Source organism: Citrobacter sp. CK188 (assembly GCF_030333525.1).
GTDB lineage: Bacteria > Pseudomonadota > Gammaproteobacteria > Enterobacterales > Enterobacteriaceae > Citrobacter_B > Citrobacter_B koseri.
Genome location: NZ_JAOWFU010000035.1, coordinates 277,380 through 303,066 on the forward strand (window position 1 = coordinate 277,380; position 25,687 = coordinate 303,066).

Annotated in this window: 24 protein-coding genes; 15 read left to right on the forward strand and 9 right to left on the reverse strand. The window is 55.2% G+C overall.

What is annotated here, in order from left to right; genetic code table 11:
* Positions 1-2 precede the first annotated feature (2 nt).
* From murD to mutT, 12 genes are all read left to right on the forward strand, one after another.
* On the forward strand, positions 3-1,319 hold the full coding sequence (gene murD / locus OGV67_RS17070) for a UDP-N-acetylmuramoyl-L-alanine--D-glutamate ligase (RefSeq protein ID WP_012134074.1): 1,317 nt from the start codon (positions 3-5) through the stop codon (positions 1,317-1,319).
* The gene (gene ftsW / locus OGV67_RS17075) at positions 1,319-2,563 is read left to right on the forward strand and encodes a cell division protein FtsW (protein ID WP_024130710.1); all 1,245 of its coding nucleotides are present in this window, start codon (positions 1,319-1,321) and stop codon (positions 2,561-2,563) included. The genes murD and ftsW overlap by 1 nt, the downstream gene beginning before the upstream one ends.
* Positions 2,560-3,627: an undecaprenyldiphospho-muramoylpentapeptide beta-N-acetylglucosaminyltransferase gene (gene murG, locus OGV67_RS17080; protein WP_071257561.1), complete on the forward strand. Its 1,068-nt coding sequence runs from the start codon at positions 2,560-2,562 to the stop codon at positions 3,625-3,627. Before ftsW ends, murG begins: the two co-directional genes overlap by 4 nt.
* A 52-nt stretch (positions 3,628-3,679) precedes the next feature.
* Complete coding sequence (gene murC, locus OGV67_RS17085) at positions 3,680-5,155, forward strand: UDP-N-acetylmuramate--L-alanine ligase (RefSeq protein ID WP_115615131.1); 1,476 nt, start codon at positions 3,680-3,682, stop codon at positions 5,153-5,155.
* Entirely contained in the window at positions 5,148-6,068 is a 921-nt protein-coding gene (locus tag OGV67_RS17090) for a D-alanine--D-alanine ligase (protein ID WP_012134070.1), read from the forward strand. Before murC ends, OGV67_RS17090 begins: the two co-directional genes overlap by 8 nt.
* Position 6,069: 1 nt before the next feature.
* Positions 6,070-6,900, forward strand: a complete 831-nt coding sequence (ftsQ, locus tag OGV67_RS17095) for a cell division protein FtsQ (RefSeq protein ID WP_012134069.1) — start codon at positions 6,070-6,072, stop codon at positions 6,898-6,900.
* Entirely contained in the window at positions 6,897-8,159 is a 1,263-nt protein-coding gene (ftsA, locus tag OGV67_RS17100; protein ID WP_003018755.1) for a cell division protein FtsA, read from the forward strand. Before ftsQ ends, ftsA begins: the two co-directional genes overlap by 4 nt.
* Before the next feature lie 61 nt (positions 8,160-8,220).
* Complete coding sequence (gene ftsZ / locus OGV67_RS17105) at positions 8,221-9,372, forward strand: cell division protein FtsZ (protein WP_004857884.1); 1,152 nt, start codon at positions 8,221-8,223, stop codon at positions 9,370-9,372.
* Positions 9,373-9,472: 100 nt separating this feature from the next.
* Positions 9,473-10,390 (forward strand): UDP-3-O-acyl-N-acetylglucosamine deacetylase, encoded by a 918-nt coding sequence (gene lpxC / locus OGV67_RS17110; RefSeq protein ID WP_012134068.1) that lies wholly within the window; start codon positions 9,473-9,475, stop codon positions 10,388-10,390.
* A 401-nt stretch (positions 10,391-10,791) separates the two neighbouring features.
* The gene (secM, locus tag OGV67_RS17115; protein WP_058668568.1) at positions 10,792-11,298 is read left to right on the forward strand and encodes a secA translation cis-regulator SecM; all 507 of its coding nucleotides are present in this window, start codon (positions 10,792-10,794) and stop codon (positions 11,296-11,298) included.
* 61 nt (positions 11,299-11,359) lie between these two features.
* Positions 11,360-14,065 carry a preprotein translocase subunit SecA gene (gene secA, locus OGV67_RS17120; RefSeq protein ID WP_047458916.1) on the forward strand — a complete coding sequence of 902 codons (2,706 nt, stop codon included), beginning with the start codon at positions 11,360-11,362 and terminating at the stop codon, positions 14,063-14,065.
* A 58-nt stretch (positions 14,066-14,123) separates the two neighbouring features.
* Positions 14,124-14,513: an 8-oxo-dGTP diphosphatase MutT gene (mutT, locus tag OGV67_RS17125; RefSeq protein WP_058668569.1), complete on the forward strand. Its 390-nt coding sequence runs from the start codon at positions 14,124-14,126 to the stop codon at positions 14,511-14,513.
* A 73-nt stretch (positions 14,514-14,586) separates the two neighbouring features.
* Here mutT and yacG read toward each other — a convergent pair whose 3' ends face one another.
* The 3 genes from yacG to coaE are packed head-to-tail and all read right to left on the reverse strand — an operon-like array spanning position 14,587 to position 16,154.
* Positions 14,587-14,781 carry a DNA gyrase inhibitor YacG gene (gene yacG / locus OGV67_RS17130; RefSeq protein ID WP_047458910.1) on the reverse strand — a complete coding sequence of 65 codons (195 nt, stop codon included), beginning with the start codon at positions 14,779-14,781 and terminating at the stop codon, positions 14,587-14,589.
* A 9-nt stretch (positions 14,782-14,790) separates the two neighbouring features.
* A complete protein-coding gene (gene zapD / locus OGV67_RS17135; RefSeq protein WP_012134063.1) occupies positions 14,791-15,534 on the reverse strand; it encodes a cell division protein ZapD in 744 nt (247 codons plus the stop codon).
* On the reverse strand, positions 15,534-16,154 hold the full coding sequence (gene coaE / locus OGV67_RS17140) for a dephospho-CoA kinase (RefSeq protein WP_058668570.1): 621 nt from the start codon (positions 16,152-16,154) through the stop codon (positions 15,534-15,536). Before coaE ends, zapD begins: the two co-directional genes overlap by 1 nt.
* 225 nt (positions 16,155-16,379) lie before the next feature.
* On the opposite strand from coaE, the gene OGV67_RS17145 reads away from it, so the two are divergent.
* A complete protein-coding gene (locus tag OGV67_RS17145) occupies positions 16,380-17,423 on the forward strand; it encodes a GMP reductase (protein ID WP_012134060.1) in 1,044 nt (347 codons plus the stop codon).
* Positions 17,424-17,456: 33 nt separating this feature from the next.
* Here the strand turns inward: OGV67_RS17145 and hofC are convergent, their stop codons facing one another.
* The 4 genes from hofC to nadC all read right to left on the reverse strand — a co-directional run bounded on the left by hofC (position 17,457) and on the right by nadC (position 21,676).
* Positions 17,457-18,659, reverse strand: coding sequence for a protein transport protein HofC (gene hofC / locus OGV67_RS17150; protein WP_286465793.1), 1,203 nt, complete (start codon positions 18,657-18,659; stop codon positions 17,457-17,459).
* Positions 18,649-20,034 (reverse strand): type II secretion system protein GspE, encoded by a 1,386-nt coding sequence (gene gspE, locus OGV67_RS17155; RefSeq protein WP_115615129.1) that lies wholly within the window; start codon positions 20,032-20,034, stop codon positions 18,649-18,651. The genes hofC and gspE overlap by 11 nt, the downstream gene beginning before the upstream one ends.
* Before the next feature lie 10 nt (positions 20,035-20,044).
* Entirely contained in the window at positions 20,045-20,482 is a 438-nt protein-coding gene (gene ppdD / locus OGV67_RS17160; protein WP_047458901.1) for a prepilin peptidase-dependent pilin, read from the reverse strand.
* Positions 20,483-20,782: 300 nt separating this feature from the next.
* Positions 20,783-21,676 (reverse strand): carboxylating nicotinate-nucleotide diphosphorylase, encoded by an 894-nt coding sequence (nadC, locus tag OGV67_RS17165; protein ID WP_104869076.1) that lies wholly within the window; start codon positions 21,674-21,676, stop codon positions 20,783-20,785.
* An 87-nt stretch (positions 21,677-21,763) separates the two neighbouring features.
* Between nadC and ampD the strand changes: the two genes are divergently transcribed.
* Together ampD and ampE are read left to right on the forward strand one after the other, a co-directional pair.
* Complete coding sequence (gene ampD / locus OGV67_RS17170) at positions 21,764-22,327, forward strand: 1,6-anhydro-N-acetylmuramyl-L-alanine amidase AmpD (protein ID WP_012134055.1); 564 nt, start codon at positions 21,764-21,766, stop codon at positions 22,325-22,327.
* Positions 22,324-23,178, forward strand: a complete 855-nt coding sequence (gene ampE / locus OGV67_RS17175; protein WP_115615128.1) for a beta-lactamase regulator AmpE — start codon at positions 22,324-22,326, stop codon at positions 23,176-23,178. The genes ampD and ampE overlap by 4 nt, the downstream gene beginning before the upstream one ends.
* 89 nt (positions 23,179-23,267) lie before the next feature.
* On the opposite strand, the gene OGV67_RS17180 is transcribed toward ampE, so the two are convergent.
* Together OGV67_RS17180 and OGV67_RS17185 are read right to left on the reverse strand one after the other, a co-directional pair.
* Positions 23,268-24,218: a glycoside hydrolase family 43 protein gene (locus tag OGV67_RS17180; RefSeq protein ID WP_115615127.1), complete on the reverse strand. Its 951-nt coding sequence runs from the start codon at positions 24,216-24,218 to the stop codon at positions 23,268-23,270.
* Entirely contained in the window at positions 24,218-25,624 is a 1,407-nt protein-coding gene (locus OGV67_RS17185; protein WP_047458898.1) for a glycoside-pentoside-hexuronide (GPH):cation symporter, read from the reverse strand. Before OGV67_RS17185 ends, OGV67_RS17180 begins: the two co-directional genes overlap by 1 nt.
* Between the last annotated feature and the right edge of the window lie 63 nt (positions 25,625-25,687).

Consider the following 25,687-nt stretch of genomic DNA (forward strand, 5'->3'; position numbering starts at 1 on the left):
TCATGGCTGATTACCAGGGTAAAAAAGTCGTCATTATTGGTCTGGGATTGACCGGACTTTCCTGCGTGGACTTTTTCCTGGCGCGCGGCGTAACGCCGCGCGTAATGGATACCCGTGCGACGCCGCCGGGTCTGGACAAATTACCGGAAGCGGTAGAGCGTCACGTCGGCAGCCTGAATGATGACTGGCTACTGGCGGCGGATCTGATTGTCGCCAGCCCTGGTATTGCTCTGGCGCACCCTTCACTGAGCGCTGCCGCCGATGCGGGTATTGAGATTGTCGGCGATATCGAACTGTTCTGTCGCGAAGCGCAGGCGCCGATCGTGGCGATCACCGGATCGAACGGTAAAAGCACCGTGACCACGCTGGTAGGCGAGATGGCGAAAGCGGCGGGCGTGAACGTGGGCGTTGGCGGTAACATTGGTCTGCCTGCGTTGATGCTGCTGGACGCCGCTCGCGAGCTGTACGTACTGGAGCTTTCCAGCTTCCAGCTGGAAACGACATCCAGCCTACAGGCCGTTGCCGCAACCATCCTGAACGTTACCGAAGACCATATGGACCGATATCCGTTTGGTCTGCAACAGTATCGCGCGGCAAAACTGCGCGTGTATGAGAATGCGAAAGTTTGCGTGGTGAATGCCGATGACGCGCTGACCATGCCGGTACGCGGCGCGGATGCGCGTTGCGTCAGTTTTGGCGTCAACATGGGGGATTATCACCTCAATCGCCAGCAGGGTGAGACCTGGCTGCGGGTGAAGGGTGAAAAAGTGTTGAACGTGAAAGAGATGAAGCTTTCCGGCCAGCACAACTACACCAATGCGCTGGCGGCGCTGGCGCTGGCCGATGCGGCGGGTTTACCGCGTGCCAGCAGCCTGAAAGCGTTGACGACCTTTACCGGCCTGGCGCATCGCTTCCAACTGGCGCTGGAGCATAACGGTGTGCGCTGGATTAACGATTCCAAAGCCACCAACGTAGGCAGCACGGAAGCGGCGCTGAATGGCCTGCACGTAGACGGTACGCTGCACCTGCTGCTCGGCGGCGATGGTAAATCGGCGGATTTCTCTTCGCTCACCCGTTACCTGGGCGGCGATCGCGTTCGCCTGTACTGCTTTGGTCGTGATGGCGCGCAGCTGGCGGCGCTGCGCCCGGAAATCGCAGAACAAACTGAGACGATGGAAGAGGCGATGCGTCTGCTGGCGCCGCGTTTGCAACCGGGCGATATGGTTCTGTTGTCTCCGGCCTGCGCCAGCCTCGATCAGTTTAAGAATTTTGAGCAACGGGGCGATGTCTTTACCCGTCTGGCGAAGGAGTTAGGTTGATGCGTTTATCTCTCCCTCGCCTGAGAATGCCGCGCCTGCCGGGATTTGGAATCCTGGTATGGGTCTTTACGGCGCTTAAAGGCTGGGTGATGGCGTCGCGCGATAAAGACGACGATAGCCTGATCATGTATGACCGCACGTTGCTCTGGCTGACATTTGGCCTGGCGGCGATCGGTTTCATCATGGTGACGTCGGCGTCAATGCCTGTCGGACAACGTCTGGCGAACGATCCTTTCCTGTTTGCCAAGCGTGACGCGCTGTACATACTCCTGGCGTTTTGCCTGGCGATGATCACGCTGCGTTTACCGATGGAGTTCTGGCAAAAGTACAGCACCACGATGCTGATCGCGTCGATCATCATGTTGTTGATCGTGCTGGTGGTGGGTAGCTCAGTTAACGGGGCATCGCGTTGGATTGCGCTGGGGCCGCTGCGTATTCAGCCTGCGGAATTTACCAAACTGTCGCTGTTCTGCTACCTCGCCAACTATCTGGTGCGCAAAGTTGATGAAGTGCGTAATAACCTGCGCGGCTTCTTAAAACCGATGGGCGTGATTCTGGTGCTGGCGATTTTGCTGCTGGCGCAGCCCGATCTCGGGACGGTGGTGGTGCTGTTCGTTACCACGCTGGCGATGCTGTTCCTCGCCGGGGCGAAGTTATGGCAGTTCATTGCCATCATCGGCATGGGGATATCGGCGGTGATCCTGCTGATCCTCGCCGAACCGTATCGTATTCGCCGTGTGACCTCTTTCTGGAACCCCTGGGAAGATCCGTTTGGCAGCGGCTACCAGCTGACGCAATCCCTGATGGCATTTGGCCGTGGTGAGATGTGGGGGCAGGGGCTGGGGAACTCGGTACAAAAACTGGAGTATCTGCCGGAAGCGCATACTGACTTCATCTTCGCCATTATTGGGGAAGAACTGGGTTATATCGGTGTGGTACTGGCGCTTTTAATGGTATTCTTCGTCGCTTTTCGCGCGATGTCGATTGGCCGTAAGGCGCTGGAGATTGATCACCGTTTTTCAGGGTTCCTGGCCTGCTCGATTGGAATCTGGTTCAGTTTCCAGGCGCTGGTCAACGTCGGCGCGGCGGCAGGCATGCTGCCAACGAAGGGGCTGACGCTGCCGCTGATCAGTTATGGTGGTTCCAGTTTGCTGATCATGTCGACGGCCATCATGTTTTTGTTACGTATTGATTATGAAACGCGTCTGGAAAAAGCGCAGGCGTTTACACGAGGTTCACGATGAGTGGTCAACCGAAGCGGTTAATGGTGATGGCGGGCGGTACTGGCGGACATGTGTTCCCAGGACTGGCCGTCGCGCACCATTTAATGGACCAGGGCTGGCAAGTACGCTGGCTCGGAACCGCCGATCGTATGGAAGCGGATTTAGTGCCGAAGCATGGCATTGAGATTGATTTCATTCGCATTTCCGGTTTGCGCGGAAAAGGCGTGAAAGCGCTGCTGGCGGCACCGCTGCGTATTTTTAACGCCTGGCGCCAGGCGCGGGCGATCATGAAGCAGTTTAAGCCTGATGTGGTGCTCGGCATGGGCGGCTATGTCTCTGGCCCCGGCGGTCTGGCGGCGTGGTCGCTGGGTATTCCGGTTGTGCTGCATGAGCAAAACGGCATTGCAGGGTTGACCAATAAGTGGCTGGCGAAAATCGCCACGACGGTGATGCAGGCTTTTCCCGGCGCGTTTCCGAAAGCGGACGTGGTCGGAAACCCGGTACGTACTGACGTACTGGCGCTCCCCTTGCCGCAAGAACGCCTGGCCGGACGTGAAGGGCCGATTCGCGTGCTGGTGGTGGGCGGCTCTCAGGGGGCCCGGGTATTGAACCAGACGCTGCCGCAAGTTGCGGCAAAACTGGGCGATACGGTCACTATCTGGCATCAAAGCGGTAAAGGCGCGCAGCAGACCGTAGAGCAGGCTTATGCCGGGGCGGGGCAACCGCAGCATAAGGTGACGGAATTTATTGATGACATGGCCGCAGCCTATGCGTGGGCGGATGTTGTCGTTTGCCGCTCTGGCGCGTTAACGGTGAGTGAAATCGCCGCCGCCGGTTTGCCCGCGCTGTTTGTGCCGTTTCAGCATAAAGACCGGCAGCAGTACTGGAATGCCCTGCCGCTGGAGAAAGCGGGGGCCGCCAAAATTTTTGAGCAGCCGCAGTTTACTGTGGATGCCGTCGCCAGCACCCTGGCCGGGTGGTCGCGAGAAACGTTATTAACCATGGCAGAACGTGCCCGCGCTGCATCCATTCCAGATGCCACCGAGCGTGTTGCAAATGAAGTGAGCCGGGCTGCCCGGGCGTAATTGTGGCGGTGCCTTTTGCACCGCATGAATTGAGAAGTGAATGGCGTAAAGAATGAATACACAACAACTGGCAAAACTGCGTTCCATCGTGCCCGAAATGCGTCGCGTTCGGCACATCCACTTTGTCGGCATCGGTGGTGCCGGTATGGGCGGTATTGCCGAAGTTCTGGCCAATGAAGGGTATCAGATCAGTGGTTCTGATTTAGCGCCGAATCCGGTTACGCAGCAACTGGCGAGCCTCGGCGCCACCATTTTCTTCAATCATCGCCCGGAAAACGTGCGCGATGCGAGCGTGGTGGTGGTTTCCAGCGCGATCTCTGCGGATAACCCGGAGATTGTCGCGGCGCATGAAGCGCGTATTCCGGTGATCCGCCGCGCGGAGATGCTGGCGGAGTTAATGCGTTTTCGTCACGGCATCGCCATTGCCGGGACGCACGGAAAAACAACGACCACCGCGATGGTCTCCAGCATTTACGCGGAAGCGGGGCTGGACCCGACCTTCGTCAACGGTGGACTGGTGAAAGCGGCTGGCGTGCATGCGCGTTTAGGCCACAGCCGTTATCTGATTGCGGAAGCGGATGAGAGCGATGCGTCGTTCCTGCATCTGCAACCGATGGTGGCGATTGTCACCAATATTGAAGCCGACCATATGGATACTTACCAGGGCGACTTCGAAAATTTGAAGCAGACCTTTATTAATTTCCTGCACAATTTGCCGTTTTATGGTCGTGCAGTGATGTGTGTTGACGATCCGGTGATCCGCGAGCTGCTGCCGCGCGTGGGCCGTCAGACCACAACGTATGGTTTTAGCGACGACGCTGACGTGCGTGTGGAAGAGTACCAGCAGGTTGGGCCGCAGGGGCATTTTACGCTGCTGCGTCAGGATAAACCTGCAATGCAGGTGACGCTGAATGCGCCGGGCCGCCACAATGCGCTGAACGCGGCGGCTGCCGTGGCGGTGGCGACCGAAGAGGGGGTTGACGACGAGGCGATTCTGCGCGCGCTGGAAAGCTTCCAGGGCACCGGGCGTCGCTTCGATTTCCTCGGTGAATTCCCGCTTGAGCCGGTAAACGGTAAAGCAGGGACGGCGATGCTGGTCGATGATTACGGCCATCATCCAACGGAAGTTGACGCCACCATTAAGGCCGCGCGTGCAGGCTGGCCGGATAAAAATCTGGTGATGGTTTTCCAGCCGCACCGCTTCACGCGTACGCGCGATCTGTATGACGATTTCGCCAACGTGCTGACGCAGGTTGACGCGCTGTTAATGCTGGATGTTTACGCCGCAGGCGAAGCGCCAATTCCGGGAGCGGACAGCCGTTCGCTGTGCCGTACGATTCGCGGTCGCGGTAAAATTGACCCGATTCTGGTCTCCGATCCGGCGCAGGTTGCGCAAATGCTGGCGCCGGTATTAACCGGTAATGATTTGATTTTGGTGCAAGGCGCGGGAAATATCGGCAAAATTGCGCGCACCTTAGCTGAAATTAAACTGAAGCCGCAAACCCAGGAGGAGGAGCAACATGGCTGATAAAATTGCGGTCCTGTTGGGTGGAACCTCCGCCGAACGTGATGTTTCGCTGAATTCCGGCGCGGCGGTGCTGGCCGGGTTACGCGAAGGCGGCGTGGATGCGCATCCGATCGACCCGAAAGAGGTCGATGTCACCCTGCTGAAATCAATGGGTTTTCAGAAGGTGTTTATTGCGTTGCATGGTCGCGGCGGCGAAGATGGCACGCTGCAAGGGATGCTGGATCTGATTGGCCTGCCCTATACCGGCAGCGGGGTGATGGCTTCAGCAATCTCAATGGATAAACTGCGCAGCAAATTGCTGTGGCAGGGCGCCGGATTACCGGTTGCGCCATGGGTGGCATTGACGCGCGCTGAGTTTGAAAAAGGGCTTAGCGACGACGCGCTAACGCGAATTTCTGCGCTGGGTTTGCCGCTGATTGTGAAGCCGAGCCGTGAAGGTTCCAGCGTCGGCATGTCGAAAGTGGTAGAAGAAAATGCTTTGCAGGCAGCATTAGCATTGGCTTTTCAGCATGATGAAGAAGTACTGATTGAGAAATGGCTCAGTGGCCCGGAATTTACGGTTGCGATACTCGGTGAAGAAATTTTACCGTCAATTCGTATCCAACCCGCCGGAACCTTCTATGATTATGAGGCGAAGTATCTCTCTGATGAGACACAATATTTCTGCCCGGCAGGTCTGGAAGAGGAACAAGAGGCTATTTTGCAGACATTGGTCCTGAAAGCGTGGACCGCGTTGGGTTGCAAAGGATGGGGCCGCATCGACGTCATGCTGGACAGCGATGGCCAGTTTTATCTGCTGGAAGCGAATACCTCGCCGGGTATGACCAGCCACAGTCTGGTGCCGATGGCGGCGCGTCAGGCGGGCATGAGCTTCTCGCAGTTGGTGGTACGAATTCTGGAGTTGGCGGACTGATATGTCGCAGGCTGCGCTGAACACGCGAAACAGTGATGAAGAGGTGTCTTCTTCACGGCGCAATAATGGAACGCGTCTTGCAGGAATACTGTTCCTGCTGACGGTGCTCTGCACCGTGTTTGTCAGCGGCTGGGTTGTGTTGGGCTGGATGGAAGACGCGCAGCGTTTGCCGTTGTCGAAACTGGTGTTGACCGGCGAGCGGCATTACACGCGCAATGATGACATCCGCCAGTCGATTCTGGCGTTGGGCGCGCCGGGTACGTTTATGACTCAGGATGTGAACATTATCCAGAGCCAGATAGAGCGTTTACCGTGGATTAAACAGGCCAGCGTCAGAAAGCAATGGCCTGATGAATTGAAGATTCATCTGGTTGAATATGTGCCGATTGCGCGTTGGAATGATCAGCATATGGTTGATGCCGAAGGCAATACCTTCAGCGTACCGGCAGAGCGAACCAGTAAACAGGTATTACCCATGTTGTATGGCCCGGAAGGCAGCGCGAGTGAAGTGTTGCAGGGGTATCGCGATATGGGGCAGGTGCTGGCTAAGGACAGATTCACCCTGAAGGAAGCGGCAATGACCGCGCGTCGTTCCTGGCAGTTGACGCTGAATAACGATATTAAGCTCAACCTCGGCAGGGGCGATACGATGAAACGTTTGGCTCGCTTTGTAGAACTTTATCCGGTTTTACAGCAGCAGGCGCAAACCGATGGCAAACGGATAAGCTACGTTGATTTGCGTTATGACTCGGGGGCGGCAGTAGGGTGGGCACCCTTACCTCCAGAGGAATCTAATCAGCAACAGAATCAGGCACAGGCAGAACAACAATGATCAAGGCGACGGACAGAAAACTGGTAGTAGGACTGGAGATTGGCACCGCGAAGGTTGCCGCTTTAGTAGGGGAAGTTCTGCCCGACGGTATGGTCAATATCATTGGCGTGGGCAGTTGCCCGTCGCGAGGTATGGATAAAGGCGGGGTGAACGACCTCGAGTCAGTGGTGAAGTGCGTACAGCGCGCCATTGACCAGGCGGAGCTGATGGCGGATTGCCAGATCTCCTCGGTGTATCTGGCGCTTTCTGGCAAGCACATTAGCTGTCAGAATGAAATTGGTATGGTGCCGATCTCCGAAGAAGAAGTGACGCAGGAAGATGTGGAAAACGTCGTGCATACCGCGAAGTCGGTGCGCGTGCGTGATGAGCATCGTGTACTGCATGTCATTCCGCAGGAATATGCGATCGATTACCAGGAAGGCATTAAGAATCCGGTTGGCCTTTCCGGCGTGCGTATGCAGGCAAAAGTGCACTTGATCACATGCCACAACGACATGGCGAAAAACATCGTTAAAGCGGTGGAACGTTGTGGCCTGAAAGTTGACCAACTCATATTTGCCGGGTTAGCGGCCAGTTACTCCGTTTTAACGGAAGATGAACGTGAACTGGGCGTCTGCGTGGTTGATATCGGTGGTGGTACAATGGATATCGCCGTTTATACTGGCGGGGCGTTGCGCCATACCAAGGTAATCCCTTACGCAGGGAATGTCGTGACCAGCGATATCGCGTATGCCTTCGGTACGCCGCCGAGCGATGCTGAAGCCATCAAAGTGCGTCACGGCTGCGCGCTGGGCTCTATCGTCGGCAAAGACGAAAGCGTTGAAGTGCCGAGCGTGGGCGGTCGTCCGCCGCGTAGCCTGCAACGTCAGACGCTTGCGGAGGTGATTGAGCCGCGTTACACCGAGCTTCTCAACCTGGTCAACGAAGAGATTTTGCAATTACAGGAACAGCTTCGCCAGCAGGGTGTGAAACATCATCTGGCGGCGGGGATTGTATTAACCGGCGGCGCGGCGCAAATTGAAGGTCTTGCTGCCTGTGCTCAGCGCGTGTTCCATACGCAAGTGCGTATTGGCGCGCCGCTGAATATTACCGGACTGACGGATTATGCCCAGGAGCCGTACTACTCAACGGCGGTGGGGCTGCTTCACTACGGGAAAGAGTCCCACTTAAGTGGCGAAGCGGAAGTGGAAAAACGTGTTACGGCATCAGTTGGCTCGTGGATCAAGCGACTTAATAGCTGGCTGCGAAAAGAGTTTTAATTTTTATGAGACCGGCGACTATTAACGGTCTCAGGCGACAGGCACAAAACGGAGAGAAACTATGTTTGAACCTATGGAACTGACCAACGACGCGGTGATTAAAGTCATCGGCGTCGGTGGCGGCGGCGGTAATGCCGTTGAACACATGGTGCGCGAGCGCATCGAAGGTGTTGAATTCTTCGCGGTGAATACCGACGCTCAGGCGTTGCGTAAGACTGCGGTTGGGCAGACCATTCAGATTGGTAGCGGCATCACCAAAGGTCTGGGCGCGGGTGCAAACCCGGAAGTCGGTCGCAATGCGGCGGACGAAGATCGTGAAGCACTGCGTGCAGCGCTTGACGGCGCAGACATGGTGTTTATCGCAGCAGGCATGGGCGGCGGTACCGGTACCGGTGCAGCGCCAGTGGTTGCGGAAGTGGCAAAAGATTTAGGTATCCTGACCGTTGCCGTGGTGACGAAGCCTTTCAACTTCGAAGGCAAGAAGCGCATGGCATTTGCGGAGCAGGGTATTACTGAGCTGTCCAAACATGTGGACTCGCTGATCACCATCCCGAACGACAAACTGCTGAAAGTGCTGGGACGCGGTATCTCCCTGCTGGATGCGTTTGGCGCGGCGAACGACGTGCTGAAAGGCGCGGTTCAGGGTATCGCTGAGCTGATTACCCGCCCGGGTCTGATGAACGTCGACTTTGCAGACGTGCGCACCGTGATGTCCGAAATGGGCTACGCGATGATGGGCTCCGGCGTGGCAAGCGGTGAAGACCGTGCGGAAGAAGCGGCAGAAATGGCGATCTCTTCTCCGCTGCTGGAAGATATCGATCTGTCTGGCGCGCGCGGCGTGCTGGTTAACATCACTGCGGGCTTCGACCTGCGTCTGGATGAGTTCGAAACCGTTGGTAACACCATCCGTGCTTTTGCGTCGGATAACGCGACCGTGGTTATCGGTACTTCTCTGGACCCGGATATGAACGACGAACTGCGCGTCACCGTTGTGGCAACCGGTATTGGTATGGACAAGCGTCCTGAAATCACCCTGGTGACCAACAAACAGGTACAGCAGCCGGTGATGGATCGTTACCAGCAGCACGGCATGGCGCCGCTGACGCAAGAGCAGAAGCCGGTCGCAAAAGTGGTGAACGACAATACGCCGCAAACGGCAAAAGAACCGGATTATCTGGATATCCCTGCGTTCCTGCGTAAGCAAGCTGATTAAGAATTGGCTGGAATTTGGGATTCACGGCTCTTTGTGCTAAACTGGCCCACCGAATGTATAGTACACTTCGGTTGGATAGGTAATTTGGCGAGATTATACGATGATCAAACAAAGGACACTTAAACGTATCGTTCAGGCGACAGGTGTCGGTTTACATACCGGCAAGAAAGTCACCCTGACCTTACGCCCTGCGCCGGCCAACACCGGGGTCATCTATCGTCGCACCGACTTGAATCCACCGGTAGATTTCCCGGCCGATGCCAAATCTGTGCGTGATACCATGCTCTGTACGTGTCTGGTCAACGAGCATGATGTACGGATTTCAACCGTAGAGCACCTTAACGCTGCTCTGGCGGGTCTGGGTATCGATAACATCGTTATCGAAGTCGATGCGCCGGAAATCCCGATCATGGATGGCAGTGCTGCTCCGTTCGTCTACCTGCTGCTTGATGCGGGTATTGATGAGCTGAACTGCGCCAAAAAATTTGTACGCATCAAAGAGACGGTTCGCGTCGAAGATGGCGACAAGTGGGCTGAATTTAAGCCGTACAATGGTTTTACGTTGGATTTCACCATCGACTTTAACCATCCGGCGATTGATTCCAGCAGCCAGCGCTATGCGATGAACTTCTCTGCGGATGCGTTCATGCGCCAGATCAGCCGTGCGCGTACCTTCGGTTTCATGCGTGATATCGAATATTTGCAGTCCCGTGGCCTGTGCCTGGGCGGCAGCTTCGATTGTGCCATCGTTGTTGACGATTATCGCGTACTGAACGAAGATGGTCTGCGTTTTGAAGACGAATTTGTTCGTCACAAAATGCTCGACGCGATCGGTGATTTGTTCATGTGTGGTCACAACATTATTGGTGCGTTTACCGCGTATAAGTCCGGTCACGCATTGAATAACAAACTGTTGCAGGCTGTCCTGGCGAAACAGGAAGCTTGGGAATATGTGACCTTCCAGGACGACGCAGAACTGCCGTTGGCTTTCAAAGCGCCTTCGACTGTACTGGCATAATAGCTATACACAAAATCATTCAAGTTGCATCAAGACGGCAACTGAGCGAATTCCCAGGAACGTACGACCAGTACGTGACTGGGGTGAGAGAAGGCAGCCAACAAAGAGGCAGCTTGAAGGATGAAGTGTATACCTGTCGCATAAATTCGACTGGTTAATCTGGCACCCTCTCCGGCCAGGTAAGCCAGTCGTTTTTTTATCTCTTCCGTCCGGCGTTTGCCTTCGCCTTTTTCTCTGCCGCTGAACCGAAATACAGTGCGTTCGCTGCTTTCTTAAGCATTTTTATCCTCAGCGCCATGTCATTACTGCTGTAGAGCGTACGCTTTAATGGTAAGATTTGTGCGCAAAAAACGTTTTGAATTCGTAAGCCCACATGCCGGGCATATCAGGGTGGCAATGACGTGAGTGGAATACTGACGCGCTGGCGACAGTTAGGTAGACGGTACTTCTGGCCGCATCTCTTATTGGGGATGGTCGCGGCTAGCTTTGGTCTGCCCGCTCTCAGTAACGCAGCCGAGCCTAATACGCCGGCGAAAGCGACCGCCAGTAATCACGATCAATCCGCTAAGGTTAACTTCAGCCAGCTCGCGCTGCTGGAGGCGAGTAACCGCCGCCCGAATTTTACCGTCGACTACTGGCATCAGCATGCGATTCGCACGGTTATCCGCCATCTCTCTTTTGCCATGGCGCCGCAAACGCTGCCGGTTGCTGAAGAGTCTTCGCCACTTCAGGCGCACCATATTGCGTTACTGAACACGCTCAGCGCGATGCTGACGCAGGAAGGCACACCGCCAACGATTGTACGTCGCGTCGCCCGTGCGCACTTTACGCCTCAGGCCTCATTTAGCGTTCCCGCCTGGATAAGTCAGGCGCAGGGAATCCGCGCTGGCCCTCAACGCCTCAGCTAAAAACAAAAAACCTTCAATTAATTATAGAGACTCCGCATCGCGGGGCGTTTGAGATTTTATTATGCTAATCAAATTGTTAACCAAAGTATTCGGTAGTCGTAACGATCGTACCTTGCGTCGTATGCGTAAAGCGGTCGGCATCATCAATGCCATGGAACCGGAGATGGAAAAACTCTCTGATGACGAACTGAAAGGGAAAACGGCAGAGTTTCGCGCGCGTCTGGAGAAAGGCGAAAGCGTTGAAAGCCTGATCCCGGAAGCGTTCGCTGTGGTTCGTGAAGCGAGTAAGCGCGTATTCGGCATGCGTCACTTTGACGTCCAGTTGCTGGGCGGTATGGTGCTGAACGATCGCTGTATCGCGGAAATGCGTACCGGTGAAGGTAAAACCCTGACCGCAACGCTGCCTGCTTACCTGAACGCATTAAGCGGTAAGGGCGTACACGTCGTCACAGTGAACGACTATCTGGCGCAACGTGATGCTGAAAACAACCGCCCGCTGTTTGAATTCCTCGGGATGAGCGTCGGTATTAACCTGCCGGGCATGCCTGCCCCAGCAAAACGTGAAGCTTACGCCGCCGACATCACTTACGGCACCAACAACGAATACGGCTTTGACTACCTGCGCGATAACATGGCGTTCAGCCCGGAAGAGCGCGTACAGCGTAAGCTGCACTATGCGCTGGTGGATGAGGTCGACTCCATCCTGATCGATGAAGCGCGTACGCCGCTGATCATTTCCGGCCCGGCTGAAGACAGCTCGGAAATGTACAAGAAAGTAAACAAGATCATCCCGCACCTGATTCGCCAGGAGAAAGAAGACTCTGATACCTTCCAGGGCGAAGGCCACTTCTCCGTTGATGAGAAAGCGCGTCAGGTCAACCTGACGGAACGCGGTCTGGTGCTGATCGAAGAACTGCTGGTGAAAGAAGGCATTATGGATGAAGGCGAGTCCCTGTACTCTCCGGGCAACATCATGCTGATGCATCACGTAACCGCCGCGCTGCGCGCGCACGCGCTGTTTACCCGCGACGTGGATTACATCGTTAAAGATGGCGAAGTGATCATCGTTGACGAACACACCGGTCGTACCATGCAGGGTCGCCGCTGGTCCGACGGTCTGCACCAGGCTGTGGAAGCGAAAGAAGGCGTGGAAATCCAGAACGAGAACCAGACGCTGGCATCCATCACCTTCCAGAACTACTTCCGTCTGTATGAGAAACTGGCCGGTATGACCGGTACCGCAGATACCGAAGCGTTCGAATTCAGCTCCATCTATAAGCTGGATACCGTTGTGGTTCCGACCAACCGTCCGATGATCCGTAAGGATATGCCGGATCTGGTCTACATGACCGAAGCGGAAAAAATTCAGGCGATCATTGAAGACATCAAAGAGCGTACCGCGAACGGCCAGCCGGTGCTGGTGGGTACGATCTCGATCGAGAAGTCTGAAGTGGTCTCTAATGAGCTGACCAAAGCGGGCATCAAGCATAACGTTCTGAACGCCAAATTCCACGCCAACGAAGCGGCGATTGTCGCACAGGCGGGCTACCCGGCTGCGGTCACTATCGCCACCAACATGGCCGGTCGTGGTACGGACATCGTGCTGGGCGGTAGCTGGCAGGCTGAAGTGGCGGAGCTGGAAAACCCAACGCCAGAGCAGATCGCGCAGATCAAAGCGGACTGGCAGGTTCGTCATGAGGCGGTGCTGGCGTCTGGCGGTCTGCACATCATCGGTACTGAGCGCCACGAATCTCGCCGTATCGACAACCAGTTGCGTGGTCGTTCCGGTCGTCAGGGCGATGCGGGCTCTTCCCGTTTCTACCTGTCAATGGAAGATGCGCTGATGCGTATTTTTGCCTCTGACCGTGTGTCGGGCATGATGCGTAAACTGGGTATGAAACCAGGTGAAGCCATTGAGCACCCGTGGGTGACTAAAGCGATTGCCAATGCGCAGCGTAAAGTTGAAAGCCGCAACTTCGATATTCGTAAGCAACTGCTGGAATACGATGATGTCGCGAACGATCAGCGTCGCGCTATTTACACCCAGCGTAACGAACTGCTGGATGTCAGCGACGTCAGCGAAACCATCAACAGCATTCGTGAAGACGTCTTTAAAGTGACGATCGATGCGTACATTCCGCCGCAGTCGCTGGAAGAGATGTGGGATATTCCGGGTTTGCAGGAACGTCTGAAAAACGACTTCGATCTGGATATGCCAATTGCCGAGTGGCTGGATAAAGAGCCGGAGCTGCACGAAGAGACGCTGCGTGAGCGTATTCTGGCGCACTCAATCGAAGTGTATCAGCGTAAAGAAGAAGTGGTTGGCGCAGAGATGATGCGTCACTTCGAAAAAGGCGTCATGCTGCAAACTCTTGATTCGCTGTGGAAAGAGCACCTGGCGGCGATGGATTACCTGCGTCAGGGTATCCACCTGCGTGGCTATGCGCAGAAAGATCCGAAGCAGGAATACAAACGCGAGTCCTTCTCCATGTTTGCAGCAATGCTGGAATCGCTGAAGTATGAAGTGGTCAGTACGCTGAGCAAAGTTCAGGTTCGTATGCCTGAAGAAGTAGAAGCGATGGAACAACAGCGCCGCGAAGAAGCCGAGCGTTTAGCGCAGATGCAGCAGCTTAGTCATCAGGATGACGACAGCGCAGCGGCGGCCGCTCTGGCAGCGCAAACGGGCGATCGTAAAGTGGGTCGTAACGATCCTTGCCCTTGCGGTTCCGGTAAAAAATACAAACAGTGCCACGGCCGTCTGAGCTAAGGTCTGAATAAAGACAATGAGGCGCAGGTGACTGCGCCTTTTTTATGGATGTAACCATATGAAAAAACTGCAAATCGCTGTCGGGATTATTCGCAACCCGAACCACGAAATTTTTATTACCCAACGTGCGGCCGATGCTCATATGGCCAACAAACTGGAGTTTCCCGGCGGGAAAATCGAAGCGGGCGAAACGCCGGAGCAGGCGCTGATCCGGGAGTTGCAGGAAGAAGTGGGGATCACCCCGCGTGACGCGACGCTATTTGAAAAGCAGGAATATCAGTTCCCGGACAGGCACATCACACTGTGGTTCTGGTTAGTTGATCACTGGGAAGGGGAGCCGTGGGGAAAAGAGGGGCAACCGGGGCGGTGGATTGCGCAAAATGCTCTGAATGCGGAAGATTTCCCGCCCGCGAATGCGCCAGTAATTGAAAAGCTGATTGCTGGCTAATGGTGTTTGTAGGCCGGATAAGGCAACGCCGCCATCCGGCAAATTATGGCGGGGGCGCTACGTTTTAGTGGAATTACTTCTGCTCTTCACTCCAGTCGTCGCTTTCTGACAAGTCGCCAGAGCTTGGAATACGCTTCTCTTCAGCGGCCCACTCGCCGAGATCGATCAACTGGCAGCGTTTAGAACAAAATGGACGGAACGGACTCACTTCGCCCCAGACAACGGTTTTCCCGCAGGTTGGGCAGCTAACGGTGATAGTTTCTGACATCTTTACTCCTTAACAACATGCCAGTTCGAAATCGAGGCGCTCAGGCACCAGCCCATTTTCGCTATCCAGCGGCATAAAGCGAATCGCAAAGCGGCTCTTATGCCCGGAAATTTGTGGATAGAGCTGTGAATCAAGCGCCAGTTGCAAACGCAGCAGGTCGGCATCATCGCCATTGTCCTGATAAAAACCATTCAGGCTGGTTTGCTTACGGAACGGCGAGGAATTACGAATCAAATCCAGGATCAGCGTTAATGCCTGATTGAGCGGGTTCAGGCTGGCAATCCAGGTTTCAACCTGCGCATCACGCTGTTCCTGCGGCAAATGCAGCCAGATATGCAGGGTCGGCAAATCAAAACTACAACAACCGCCCGGAATACTCAGGCGCTGACGAACCAGAGCAATCAGGCGATCTTCACGTAGCTGCTGCCCGATACGCGGAGCAGAAATCAGAATGCTGCCCGCTGTCTTCAATTGCTGGCGCAGAGCCTCAATTCGACTCTGGTCAACCCCCGGCACTTCAACCCAGGCCTGAAGTTTGCGCTGCTGACGCTCAAGCTCTTTTAGCAACTCGGTCCGCACTTCGCCACGTTCGAACACATCCAGCAAATCCCCGATGTTACGGAAAAAATGCAGGGCGTCCGCATGATCTGCGAGGGGCAAATTGACGGAGAGTTGTTGAATCAGAAACTCAATGCGCAGCCATGTACGCATCTTCTCATTGAGAGGGTGTTCAAAAAGGACCTGGGTGTGCATTACGGTTTTTCCTGTGAGACAAACTGCGACGCAAGCTGTAAATAGCGCGCGTGCAGGCGGGCAACATCCGACGCGATAGCGTCCGGTGCGCCATTATTATCAATAACATCATCTGCCACGGCAAGGCGTGCTTCACGCGTTGCCTGGGCAGCCAGAATTTGTTCAACATGTTCACGCGTCACATCATCGCGCTGCATGGTCCGCAAGAGCTGCGTTTCGGGCGTCACGTCGACCACCAGAACGCGATTGGCTTGTTTATACAGCGCATTTTCGACGAGCAGGGGCACAACCCATAGCACGTAAGGGGACGTTGCCTGCTGAAACTGACGCCGGGTTTCCTGCTGAATTAACGGATGGAGCAGGGCATTCAGCCAGGATTTCTCTTCAGGACTGGCAAAGATACGTTCGCGCAACATCCGACGTTGTAGCGAACCGTCTGGCGCGATAAGTGCAGAACCAAAATGTTCAGCGATCGCCATAAGGGCGGGTTGACCGGGTTCAACCACCTGACGCGCAATAATATCGGCGTCGATAACGTTTATTCCGAGGTCAGCGAATGCATTCGCAACGGTGCTTTTACCACTGCCAATGCCGCCGGTTAAGGCTACTGTATACCTCATAAGTCCAGATCCTGGGATTTAGGTTTGATAATCAAATGGTTAAAAGTTGAGCGCGCGAAGGCGATATTACTGTAGGCATTATCTACTATTCGCCAGGTAAATTTATGGGATTGTAGCGTAAAAAAAGAGAATTTCGCAGTCTTGCGCAAGCCTGATTAGTGCGTATGATAACGTCACTGGAGTTGTGAGTTTCGCTTTTTTGCCATTAACCCCAGGAATCCGCACATGCGTATCGAAGAAGATCTGAAATTAGGTTTCAAAGACGTTCTTATCCGCCCTAAACGCTCTACCCTCAAAAGTCGTTCTGATGTTGAACTGGAACGTCAATTCACCTTTAAACATTCAGGTCAGACCTGGTCCGGCGTGCCGATTATCGCGGCAAATATGGACACCGTCGGGACTTTCGAGATGGCAAGCGCTCTGGCATCGTTCGACATTCTGACTGCCGTACATAAGCACTATTCCGTTGAGGACTGGAACGCCTTCACCAGTACCGCCTCTGAGGATGTTCTCAGGCATGTGATGGTTTCAACAGGCACCTCCGATGCTGATTTCGAAAAAACCAAACAGATTCTGGCGCAGAGCCCGGCACTGAACTTTGTTTGTATTGATGTGGCAAATGGTTACTCCGAACACTTCGTGCAGTTTGTTTCAAAGGCGCGTGAAGCATGGCCGACAAAAACCATTTGTGCCGGTAACGTGGTGACCGGTGAAATGTGTGAAGAGTTGGTTCTCTCCGGCGCGGATATTGTAAAAGTCGGGATTGGTCCTGGATCCGTATGTACCACGCGTGTGAAAACCGGCGTGGGCTATCCGCAGCTTTCTGCGGTGATTGAATGCGCCGATGCCGCGCATGGTCTGGGCGGTATGATTGTCAGCGATGGCGGTTGCACCATGCCTGGCGATGTCGCAAAAGCGTTCGGCGGCGGCGCGGATTTCGTGATGCTGGGCGGTATGCTGGCAGGCCATGAAGAAAGCGGCGGTAAAATTGTTGAAGAGAATGGCGAGAAATTTATGCTGTTCTATGGCATGAGTTCTGAATCCGCTATGACCCGCCACGTTGGCGGCGTTGCGCAATATCGTGCAGCAGAAGGGAAAACCGTTAAGCTGCCGCTGCGTGGCCCGGTGGAATACACCGCGCGTGATATCCTCGGCGGCCTGCGTTCAGCCTGTACCTACGTTGGCGCCTCCCGTCTGAAAGAGCTGACGAAACGCACGACGTTTATTCGGGTACAGGAACAAGAAAACCGCGTTTTCAATAGCCTGTAATCCCCTGCGCTGGCGCAGCACAATGCGCCAGCATTATCCCATACCGCTCATTGCATCCCCCAGATGGAAAACGGGCAAATACATTGCCACGACCAACGTACCAATAATGACCCCTGTGATAACAAGCAAGGCGGGTTCTAGTAGCGCCGCCAGGTTATCCGCCAGCGATAGCGTATTCTCGCCGTGGTGCCGGGCAAGGTTATGCAACATTGCATCCAGCGCGCCGGAAGTTTCACCGGTCATGACCAACTGTATGCACAATGGGCTGAACTCACCAGCATTTTTAAGCGCCTGCCAGACCGGTTTTCCGGCATGAATATCGCGATGAACCTGAGCTAAACGCTGAGACCAGTAAGGGCAATTCAGGATTTCTGCGACACTTTCCAGCCCTTGTGAAAAGGGGATTCCGGCGCGTTGCGTTAATGCCAGGATGGTGAAAATCTGCGTGAGTTTTTGGCCTCTGACCAGGCGTGCAATAACGGGACAGCGCAGCAGCAGACGCTGGCGTTGAATCTGCCAGTACGGTTTTTTTATTATCAAACCGTAGATTACCCCCGTTGCGATACCGGGCAGCGCCATCAGCCAGCCCCATTGGGCACTCCACTGCGCCAGTGTGATGATGCCCTGCGTCAGTGCCGGTAACGGCGTATTGAATGTCCGGTAAATAGCGGCAAACTCTGGCAGGACAAAGTGCAGCATGGTGAAAACAACCATCACGGCCATCGTCAGAATTATGATGGGATAACGCAGCGCTTTTTTGACTTTGTCAGCAAGTTGTTTTTGGGCATTTTGCTGACGTGCCAGCTCAAAGCAGCATTCATCGAGTTTTCCGGTAAGTTCCCCGGTACGGATCATCGCCTGATAGAGTGGAGGAAAGACCTGCGGCCATTGCGCCAGCGCGGAAGAAAGCGGGGCGCCTTGCTCCAGGTTATGGGCCAGCGTTTGCAGCAGCGCCTGCCATTGTCTACTGGGATGCTGCCCGGCAAGCAACGTCAGTCCTTCGGAAAGCGTAAGCCCCGCTTTGAGAAGCGTCGCCAGTTGGTGGATGATCTCCGCGCTTTGCTCTGCGCGCCAGTGTGCCGCTTTAACGCTCAAGCGTTTTGCGCGTATCGGCATGATGTGCTGATGTTCCAGAGCAACGAGCAGTGCGGCACGATCGTCAGCCCATAAGGCCCCTTCTTCCGAATGGCCCGTGGCGTTAATCCCTTGCCAGCGCCAAAGCTGTTTAGCTGACATGAGGTAGCCCCAGAACGCGCAGGAGTTCTTCAAAGGTCGTCAATCCTTGTTCAACCGCATGACAGCCGTTCTCAAAAAGCGTACTCATCCCTTCCTGTCGGGCGCAGGACTCCAGCGCCTCAACGGTTGCATTGTTGATAAGCAACTGTCGCAATGCGGGCGTAACAGGCAAAACCTCGAAGAGCGCGGTACGCCCATAAAACCCGTGGTAGCAACGTTCGCAACCGGGCGCTTGCCAGCGGGGAAGCGTGGTAGGCCATAGCGCGGCGGGAAGCGAGACAGACTCTGCGGCAAGATGACGGCAGTACGGGCATAATTTTCTGGCCAGTCGCTGGGCGACGACCAGCGTCAGGGCGGATGAGATCATCCAACGCGCGACGCCCATCTGTTGTAAACGTATCAGCGTTTCACTGGTGGAGTTGGTGTGCAGCGTGGACAGCACCAGGTGGCCGGTTTGCGCGGCTTTAATCGCAATTTCTGCCGTTTCGCCATCACGGATTTCGCCCACCATTATAATGTCGGGGTCCTGACGCAGCAGCGCGCGTAATACGCTCTGAAAAGTAAGTCCGGCGCGCGGATGAATTTGTGTCTGATTAAGGCCCTCGACAGGAATTTCGACCGGGTCCTCTACGCTACAGAGATTCACATCCTGGGTGTTGCGCGCCTGTAGCGCGCTGTAGAGCGTTACGGTTTTTCCACTGCCGGTAGGGCCTGTCACCAGAACCAGTCCCTGCGGTTGCCGTAGCGCCTGCATGAGCAGGGCGAGTTGCGTATCAGGCATGCCTAACGCGTTGAGATCAAGCGCCTGCTCGACCTGGTGAAGTAACCGCAGTACCACTTTCTCACCGTCCCGGCAGGGGAGGATCGCGACACGAAATGAAACCGCATTGCCCGCAAGCGTCACGGTAAATTGCCCGTCTTGCGGGAGTCGATGTTCGGCAATATCCAGATTGCCCAGTACCTTTAACCTTGCCGTCAGTGCCGCGCCGGTGACGGATGACGCGCCGGGCAAGGCATGAAGTACGCCATCCACGCGCAGCCTGATTCGGTAGTGGTTTTCCGCAGGTTCAATGTGGATGTCGGAAGCGCGTTTTGCCAGCGCGGATTCCAGCGTCTGCTGCAAAAGTTCCGCCGCCGTGCGGCTATCGTCGGCGATGACGGCCGGGAGCATTTTCCGCGGCTTATGCATATGGCCTTCCATTTGCTGACGAGTCCAGCAGACAATGTCGATCCGCTTTGTTGTGGCAAAGTGCAGGGCGTCCAGCAGTTCATGGGACGGTGAATCCACGACAGCGACGTGAACCACCTCGTTATCGGCATCGAGCAATATTCCCTGATGACGCAGGCACAGTGCCGTAAGTTGCGTGATGTTCATCGCGTTCTCCTTAGCTGGCGTCAAAGCGGAAAACATCTTCACAGGCCTGTTGCAGCGCGCTGTCGCTCTGGATGTTGCAACTGCGCGTCCAGCCGGTGATGCCGTTGGCGTTATCCCAGTTGGGCGTCATGGTGATGCTCAGACCGTTGAGGCTCTCCTGCCCGGTGAGCATTACCACGCCTTTTTCTATGCTCATGCCAGAGACATAGCGGGTGGTGGTCGGAGAGGGGATGCCGTTGCTGCTGGCGTCGCAGGTTGCAATGCCGCCGTGTTCTAGCGCGCAGAGTTCGACGGCGGTGCGGTAAGGTACGAATGTCTGCAACATATCCGTCAGTGCGGCTTTGCGCAGGTAGTTCTGGTAGGCCGGAATGCCGATGGCGCTCAGGATGGCGATAATGCCGATCACCACCATCAGTTCGATAAGCGTAAATCCGCGTTGTTTGTCCATTGTCTGCTCCTTGAGTTAACAGGCGCTACTTTGGCAAACGCAGGATATGATCCGCGAGCGGCAAAAATCGAAACGGGAAAGGGGATTCAGAAGATTGTTGGCGGGTTGCATAGCAAGGCAGCAGGTTTGCGAGGCCGCCCGAAAAAATGTGCCGGATGGCGGCGTAAACGCCTTATCCGGCCTACGGATTTACATCATTTGTAGGCCCGATAAGCGGAGCGCCATCGGGCATTATCGGCAGGGATTTGCATCATTTGTAGGCCCGATAAGCAAAGCGCCATCGGGCATGACAATCCGGCGTTAGCGAAAACGCATGGAGAGATCGAGCGCTCTCACATGTTTGGTCAGCGCGCCAACGGAGATAAAATCCACGCCGGTTTCGGCAAATTCGCGCAGGGTTTCATCAGTGACATTGCCGGAAACTTCCAGCCGCGCCTGTCCGTTGGTGCGTTTCACCGCTTCACGCATCTGATCCGTTTCGAAGTTATCCAGCATGATGATGTCTGCGCCCGCTTTCAGCGCGTCGTCCAGCTCATCCAGATTCTCAACTTCAACTTCAACCGGCACATCAGGATGCAGCCAGAAGGCTTTCTCGACCGCCTGGCGCACTGAGCCGGAAGCGATGATGTGGTTCTCTTTAATCAGAAAGGCGTCGGAAAGCCCCAGACGGTGATTCGCGCCGCCGCCGCACAATACGGCGTATTTTAATGCGGTTCGCAGACCCGGCAGGGTTTTGCGGGTGTCCAGCAGTTGCGTTTTTGTCCCCGCCAGCAAATCAACGTATTTACGGACTTCGCTTGCGACGCCGGAAAGCGTCTGAACAAAGTTCAACGCGGTGCGCTCGCCGGTCAGCAGGATGCGAGACGGGCCGTCCAGTTCAAACAGCGGCTGGTTGGTTTTAATGCTGTCGCCGTCCTGTACGCGCCAGGTGATGCTGACATCATCGCCGGCCAGTTGAATAAAGACCTCTTCTACCCAACGTTTTCCGCAGAATACGCCATCTTCACGGGTAATCACCGTGGCGTGAGAACGGGTGTTCTCCGGTAAAAGCTGCGCGGTAATATCGTTATTTGCGTCAACTTCTCCGCCTAAATCTTCACGCAGCGCCTGGGCGACAGCGGTGGGGATATCCAGATTTATGCGTTCCAACAGCGCGTCACGTCGGTAGTCAGGGTTGTAGCGGCGAGGCGGCATGATAAAACTCCAAATTGGTAACGAATCATAAGGTAGAAACATGCTACTCTGAACCGGATAACTGCACCATATAAAAGGAGGTTCTGTATGCTGTTAGACAAGGGCTGGCTGGCGGAGGCGCGACGCGTCCCCTCTCCTCATTTTGACTGCCGCCCGGATGACGAAACCCCTTCTTTGCTGGTGGTGCACAATATCAGCCTGCCGCCGGGCGAGTTTGGCGGTCCGTGGATTGATGCGCTATTCACCGGAACACTCGATCCCGCTGCCCATCCTTTTTTTGCCGAGATTGCCCATTTGCGCGTTTCGGCACATTGTCTGATTCGCCGTGATGGCGAAATTGTGCAGTATGTCCCTTTCGATAAGCGTGCCTGGCATGCGGGCGTGTCGAACTATCAGGGGCGTGAGCGCTGTAATGATTTTTCCATTGGTATCGAGCTGGAGGGAACGGACACGCTGGCTTATACCGATGCGCAGTATCAGCAACTGGCCGCCGTGACGCGCACGCTGATTGCGCTTTACCCGGCGATAGCCGACAACATGACCGGACACTGCAATATTGCGCCTGAGCGTAAAACCGATCCCGGTCCGTCTTTCGACTGGGCGAAGTTTCGCGCGCTGGTCACCGCCTCGTCACACAAGGAGATGACATGACGCTGTTTACGACATTACTGGTGCTGATTGTTGAGCGCCTGTTCAAGCTGGGTGAGCACTGGCACCTCGACCACCGACTGGAGGTGCTGTTCCGCCGGACGACGCATTTTTCGATGGTGCGTACGCTGGGGATGACGATTGTTGCGATGGCGGTGACGTTCCTGCTGCTGCGTGCGCTGGAAGGTTTACTGTTTAACGCTCCCACGCTGGTGGTCTGGATACTGATTGGTGTGTTGTGTATTGGCGCAGGGAAGGTTCGTCTGCATTATCACGCGTACCTGAACGCGGCTTCCCGTAATGATGCCCATGCCCGTGAAGCGATGGCTAACGAACTGACGCTGATCCACGGCGTGCCGCCAGACTGCAACGAACGGGAGTTTTTGCGCGAGCTGCAAAATGCGCTGCTCTGGATAAATTTCCGCTTTTATCTGGCGCCGCTGTTCTGGTTTATTATCGGCGGCCCGTGGGGGCCGGTGACGCTGGTCGGCTATGCGTTTCTGCGCGCCTGGCAGTCTTGGCTGGCGCGTTATCAAACGCCGCATCAACGTTTGCAGTCCGGCATTGACGCGATTCTTCATGTTCTGGACTGGATTCCGGTGCGTCTGGCTGGCGTGGTTTATGCGCTGCTGGGGCATGGCGAGAAAGCGCTGCCTGCCTGGTTTGTTTCGCTGGCGGATCTGCGCACGTCTCAGTACCAGGTGTTGACGCGTCTGGCGCAGTTCTCACTGGCCCGCGAGCCGCACACGGATAAGGTCGAAACGCCGAAAGCCGCTGTCTCAATGGCGAAGAAAACGTCTCTGGTGGTGGTGGTGGCGATCGCACTTCTGACCATTTACGGAGCGCTGGTGTAATGTCGTTTTGCCGGATGGCGCTGCGCTTATCCGGCCTACGTTTGCACGGACTGTAGGCCCGGCAAGCGTAGCGCCGCCGGGCAACGTGCTCAGACGGTATCCGCAGGCGGGATGCCAAAATCTGGCATTCCGTTTTCGTCCCAGCGAATCAGCTTCAGGCGGGTATGACGGTTCGGATCGTACAGCGGATCGCCTTCAATCTCCGTATAATTTCGCGCATGGTAGACCAGTACATCATCGCCTTCCGGCGTTTGGGTAAAGCTGTTGTGCCCTGGCCCATACTGGCAGTTTTCATTGCTGGTGGTAAAGACCGGACGCGGTGATTTGTGCCAGTTTGCCGGGTTTTGCGGATCGGCATGCATATCAATCCACAGCAGACCCATACAGTAGTTTTCGTCGGTGGCGCTGGCGGAATAGCTGATAAACAGCTTATCGCCGTGCGTGATAACCGCAGGCCCTTCATTGACGCGAAAACCCCGACACTCCCAGTCATATTCCGGCTTGCTGAGCATCACCGGCGCGCCTTTGATCGTCCACGGATTTTCCAGCCCGGCAAGATAGATATTGGAATTTCCGGCGATATCCGGCGCTTTCTGCGCCCACAAATACCACTGTTTTCCCTGATGGCTAAAAGTCGTGGCATCCAGCGCGAAGGTATCAAATGGTGTTTTGATCTGACCTTTTTCTTCCCAGACGCCGCTGAGTGGGTCGGCATCTGTACACTCCAGGACAAACATACGGTGCTGGAACATTCCCAGTTTGTCGAGCGCCTGGGTATGCGCGGCGGCGAAATAGATGTACCACTTGCCGTCGATGCGGTGAATCTCTGGCGCCCAGATAAGCTCGCACATCGGGCCGCTTTCAGGTTTACGCCAGACAACGACAGGGGAGGCGGTGCGTAAGTTTTCCAGCGATTTTGCCCGACGGATCTCCAGCCGGTCATACTCCGGCACCGAGGCGATAAAGTAATAATGGTTGCCGTCGCGAAGAATAAACGGATCGGCGCGTTGTTCAATAAACGGGTTGGGCCAGTTTTGCATCAGGCTTTCCTTACTGTTTCAGCGACGTTAAATTGCGGGTCATCGTTGAGCTCGCGGTAGTTGGCGCGGCGTTTTTCCAGGTCCTTCTGAATCTGTTTCATCAGTTCGCGATCCACTTTCAGCAGGCGAACCACGCCGGCGGTGATCAGATAGCCGACGCCGGGGATCACCGTGAAGAGCAGAACAATACCGCCGATTGCCGTGTCGCTCTGCGCTTTGGCGCCAGCGTCGTAGCCATACCAGGATAACAGGAAACCGACCATTGCTCCGGCAATCGCCAGGCCCAGTTTCAGGAAGAACAGGTTGCCGGAAAAGCTGATGCCGGTGATGCGCTTGCCGGTTTTCCATTCGCCGTAGTCATCGACGTCTGCCATCAGCGACCAGTGCAACGGGGAAGGGATCTGATGCAGGATGTTAAGCAGGAAGTAGAGCACCACGATAAGCGTAGTGGCTTTTGGATCGAAGAAGTAAAAGGCGCAGGAGAACAGCGCCAGCGCGATATTGGTCCAGAAGAAGACCTTCAGTTTGCACCAGCGGTCGGTCAGCACTTTCGCCAGCATACTGCCGATCATCATTCCCACCACGCCGAGGCTAATGAAAAGGGTAGCGAAGTGAGTGCTTTGTCCCATTACCCAGGTCACGTAATACATGGTTGCCGCCATGCGGATAAACCCCGGACAGACGTTGCACAATGTCAGCAGCAGGATGCGCACCCATTGATCGTTTTTCCATACGTCTTTGAAATCGTTCTTCATGTCATCATGGGTAGGAACGGCGGGACGAATGCGTTCACGAACGGTGGCAAAGCAGAACAGGAACATGCACATGCCGATAATCGCCAGTACGGTCATCGCCATCTGGTAGCCTTTGGCTTTATTATCGCCGCCAAACCACTCCACCATCGGCAGCAGCGTTAATGACAACAGCAGAGTGGCAATCCCGACCAGCACAAAGCGGTATGACTGGCAGGCCACGCGCTCTTGCGGATCGTTGGTGATGACGCCGCCTAATGAGCAGTAGGGAATATTGATGGCGGTGTAGGTAATCGACAGCAGGAAATAGGTGACAAACGCATAGATAACCTTGCTGTTATATGTCCATTCCGGGGTGGTGAACATCAGGATGCTGAACAGCGCATAAGGGAAGGCAATCCACAGTAGCCAGGGACGAAATCGCCCGTATTTGCTTTGGGTACGATCGGCGATTGCGCCCATAATCGGGTCGGTAACGGCATCAATCACGCGAACGGAGAGGAGTAATACGCCGACCAGAGCGGGAGCCAGCCCAAAAATATCTGTATAAAAATAGTTAACAAACAGCATTATGGCGCCAAAGATGATGTTGCATCCGGCGTCCCCCATGCCATAGCCGATTTTTTCTTTTATCGACAGCTTACCCTTTTCCATTGAAACGTCTCCCATCAGATGATGTAGAGAATTATTCTGCGCAAGCGAAGTAATTGCGTTGCA

Coding starts and splice junctions, on each gene's coding strand:
- nadC (WP_104869076.1), bottom strand. CDS start 21,676: ATGCCGCCTCGCCGCTACAACCCTGACTACCGACGTGACGCGCTGTTG.
- OGV67_RS17145 (WP_012134060.1), top strand. CDS start 16,380: ATGCGTATCGAAGAAGATCTGAAATTAGGTTTCAAAGACGTTCTTATC.
- ppdD (WP_047458901.1), bottom strand. CDS start 20,482: ATGGACAAACAACGCGGATTTACGCTTATCGAACTGATGGTGGTGATC.
- OGV67_RS17180 (WP_115615127.1), bottom strand. CDS start 24,218: ATGCAAAACTGGCCCAACCCGTTTATTGAACAACGCGCCGATCCGTTT.
- OGV67_RS17090 (WP_012134070.1), top strand. CDS start 5,148: ATGGCTGATAAAATTGCGGTCCTGTTGGGTGGAACCTCCGCCGAACGT.
- hofC (WP_286465793.1), bottom strand. CDS start 18,659: ATGTCAGCTAAACAGCTTTGGCGCTGGCAAGGGATTAACGCCACGGGC.
- ftsA (WP_003018755.1), top strand. CDS start 6,897: ATGATCAAGGCGACGGACAGAAAACTGGTAGTAGGACTGGAGATTGGC.
- zapD (WP_012134063.1), bottom strand. CDS start 15,534: ATGCACACCCAGGTCCTTTTTGAACACCCTCTCAATGAGAAGATGCGT.
- mutT (WP_058668569.1), top strand. CDS start 14,124: ATGAAAAAACTGCAAATCGCTGTCGGGATTATTCGCAACCCGAACCAC.
- murD (WP_012134074.1), top strand. CDS start 3: ATGGCTGATTACCAGGGTAAAAAAGTCGTCATTATTGGTCTGGGATTG.
- secA (WP_047458916.1), top strand. CDS start 11,360: ATGCTAATCAAATTGTTAACCAAAGTATTCGGTAGTCGTAACGATCGT.
- OGV67_RS17185 (WP_047458898.1), bottom strand. CDS start 25,624: ATGGAAAAGGGTAAGCTGTCGATAAAAGAAAAAATCGGCTATGGCATG.
- coaE (WP_058668570.1), bottom strand. CDS start 16,154: ATGAGGTATACAGTAGCCTTAACCGGCGGCATTGGCAGTGGTAAAAGC.
- ftsW (WP_024130710.1), top strand. CDS start 1,319: ATGCGTTTATCTCTCCCTCGCCTGAGAATGCCGCGCCTGCCGGGATTT.
- lpxC (WP_012134068.1), top strand. CDS start 9,473: ATGATCAAACAAAGGACACTTAAACGTATCGTTCAGGCGACAGGTGTC.
- ftsQ (WP_012134069.1), top strand. CDS start 6,070: ATGTCGCAGGCTGCGCTGAACACGCGAAACAGTGATGAAGAGGTGTCT.
- ampD (WP_012134055.1), top strand. CDS start 21,764: ATGCTGTTAGACAAGGGCTGGCTGGCGGAGGCGCGACGCGTCCCCTCT.
- ftsZ (WP_004857884.1), top strand. CDS start 8,221: ATGTTTGAACCTATGGAACTGACCAACGACGCGGTGATTAAAGTCATC.
- murC (WP_115615131.1), top strand. CDS start 3,680: ATGAATACACAACAACTGGCAAAACTGCGTTCCATCGTGCCCGAAATG.
- gspE (WP_115615129.1), bottom strand. CDS start 20,034: ATGAACATCACGCAACTTACGGCACTGTGCCTGCGTCATCAGGGAATA.
- yacG (WP_047458910.1), bottom strand. CDS start 14,781: ATGTCAGAAACTATCACCGTTAGCTGCCCAACCTGCGGGAAAACCGTT.
- murG (WP_071257561.1), top strand. CDS start 2,560: ATGAGTGGTCAACCGAAGCGGTTAATGGTGATGGCGGGCGGTACTGGC.
- ampE (WP_115615128.1), top strand. CDS start 22,324: ATGACGCTGTTTACGACATTACTGGTGCTGATTGTTGAGCGCCTGTTC.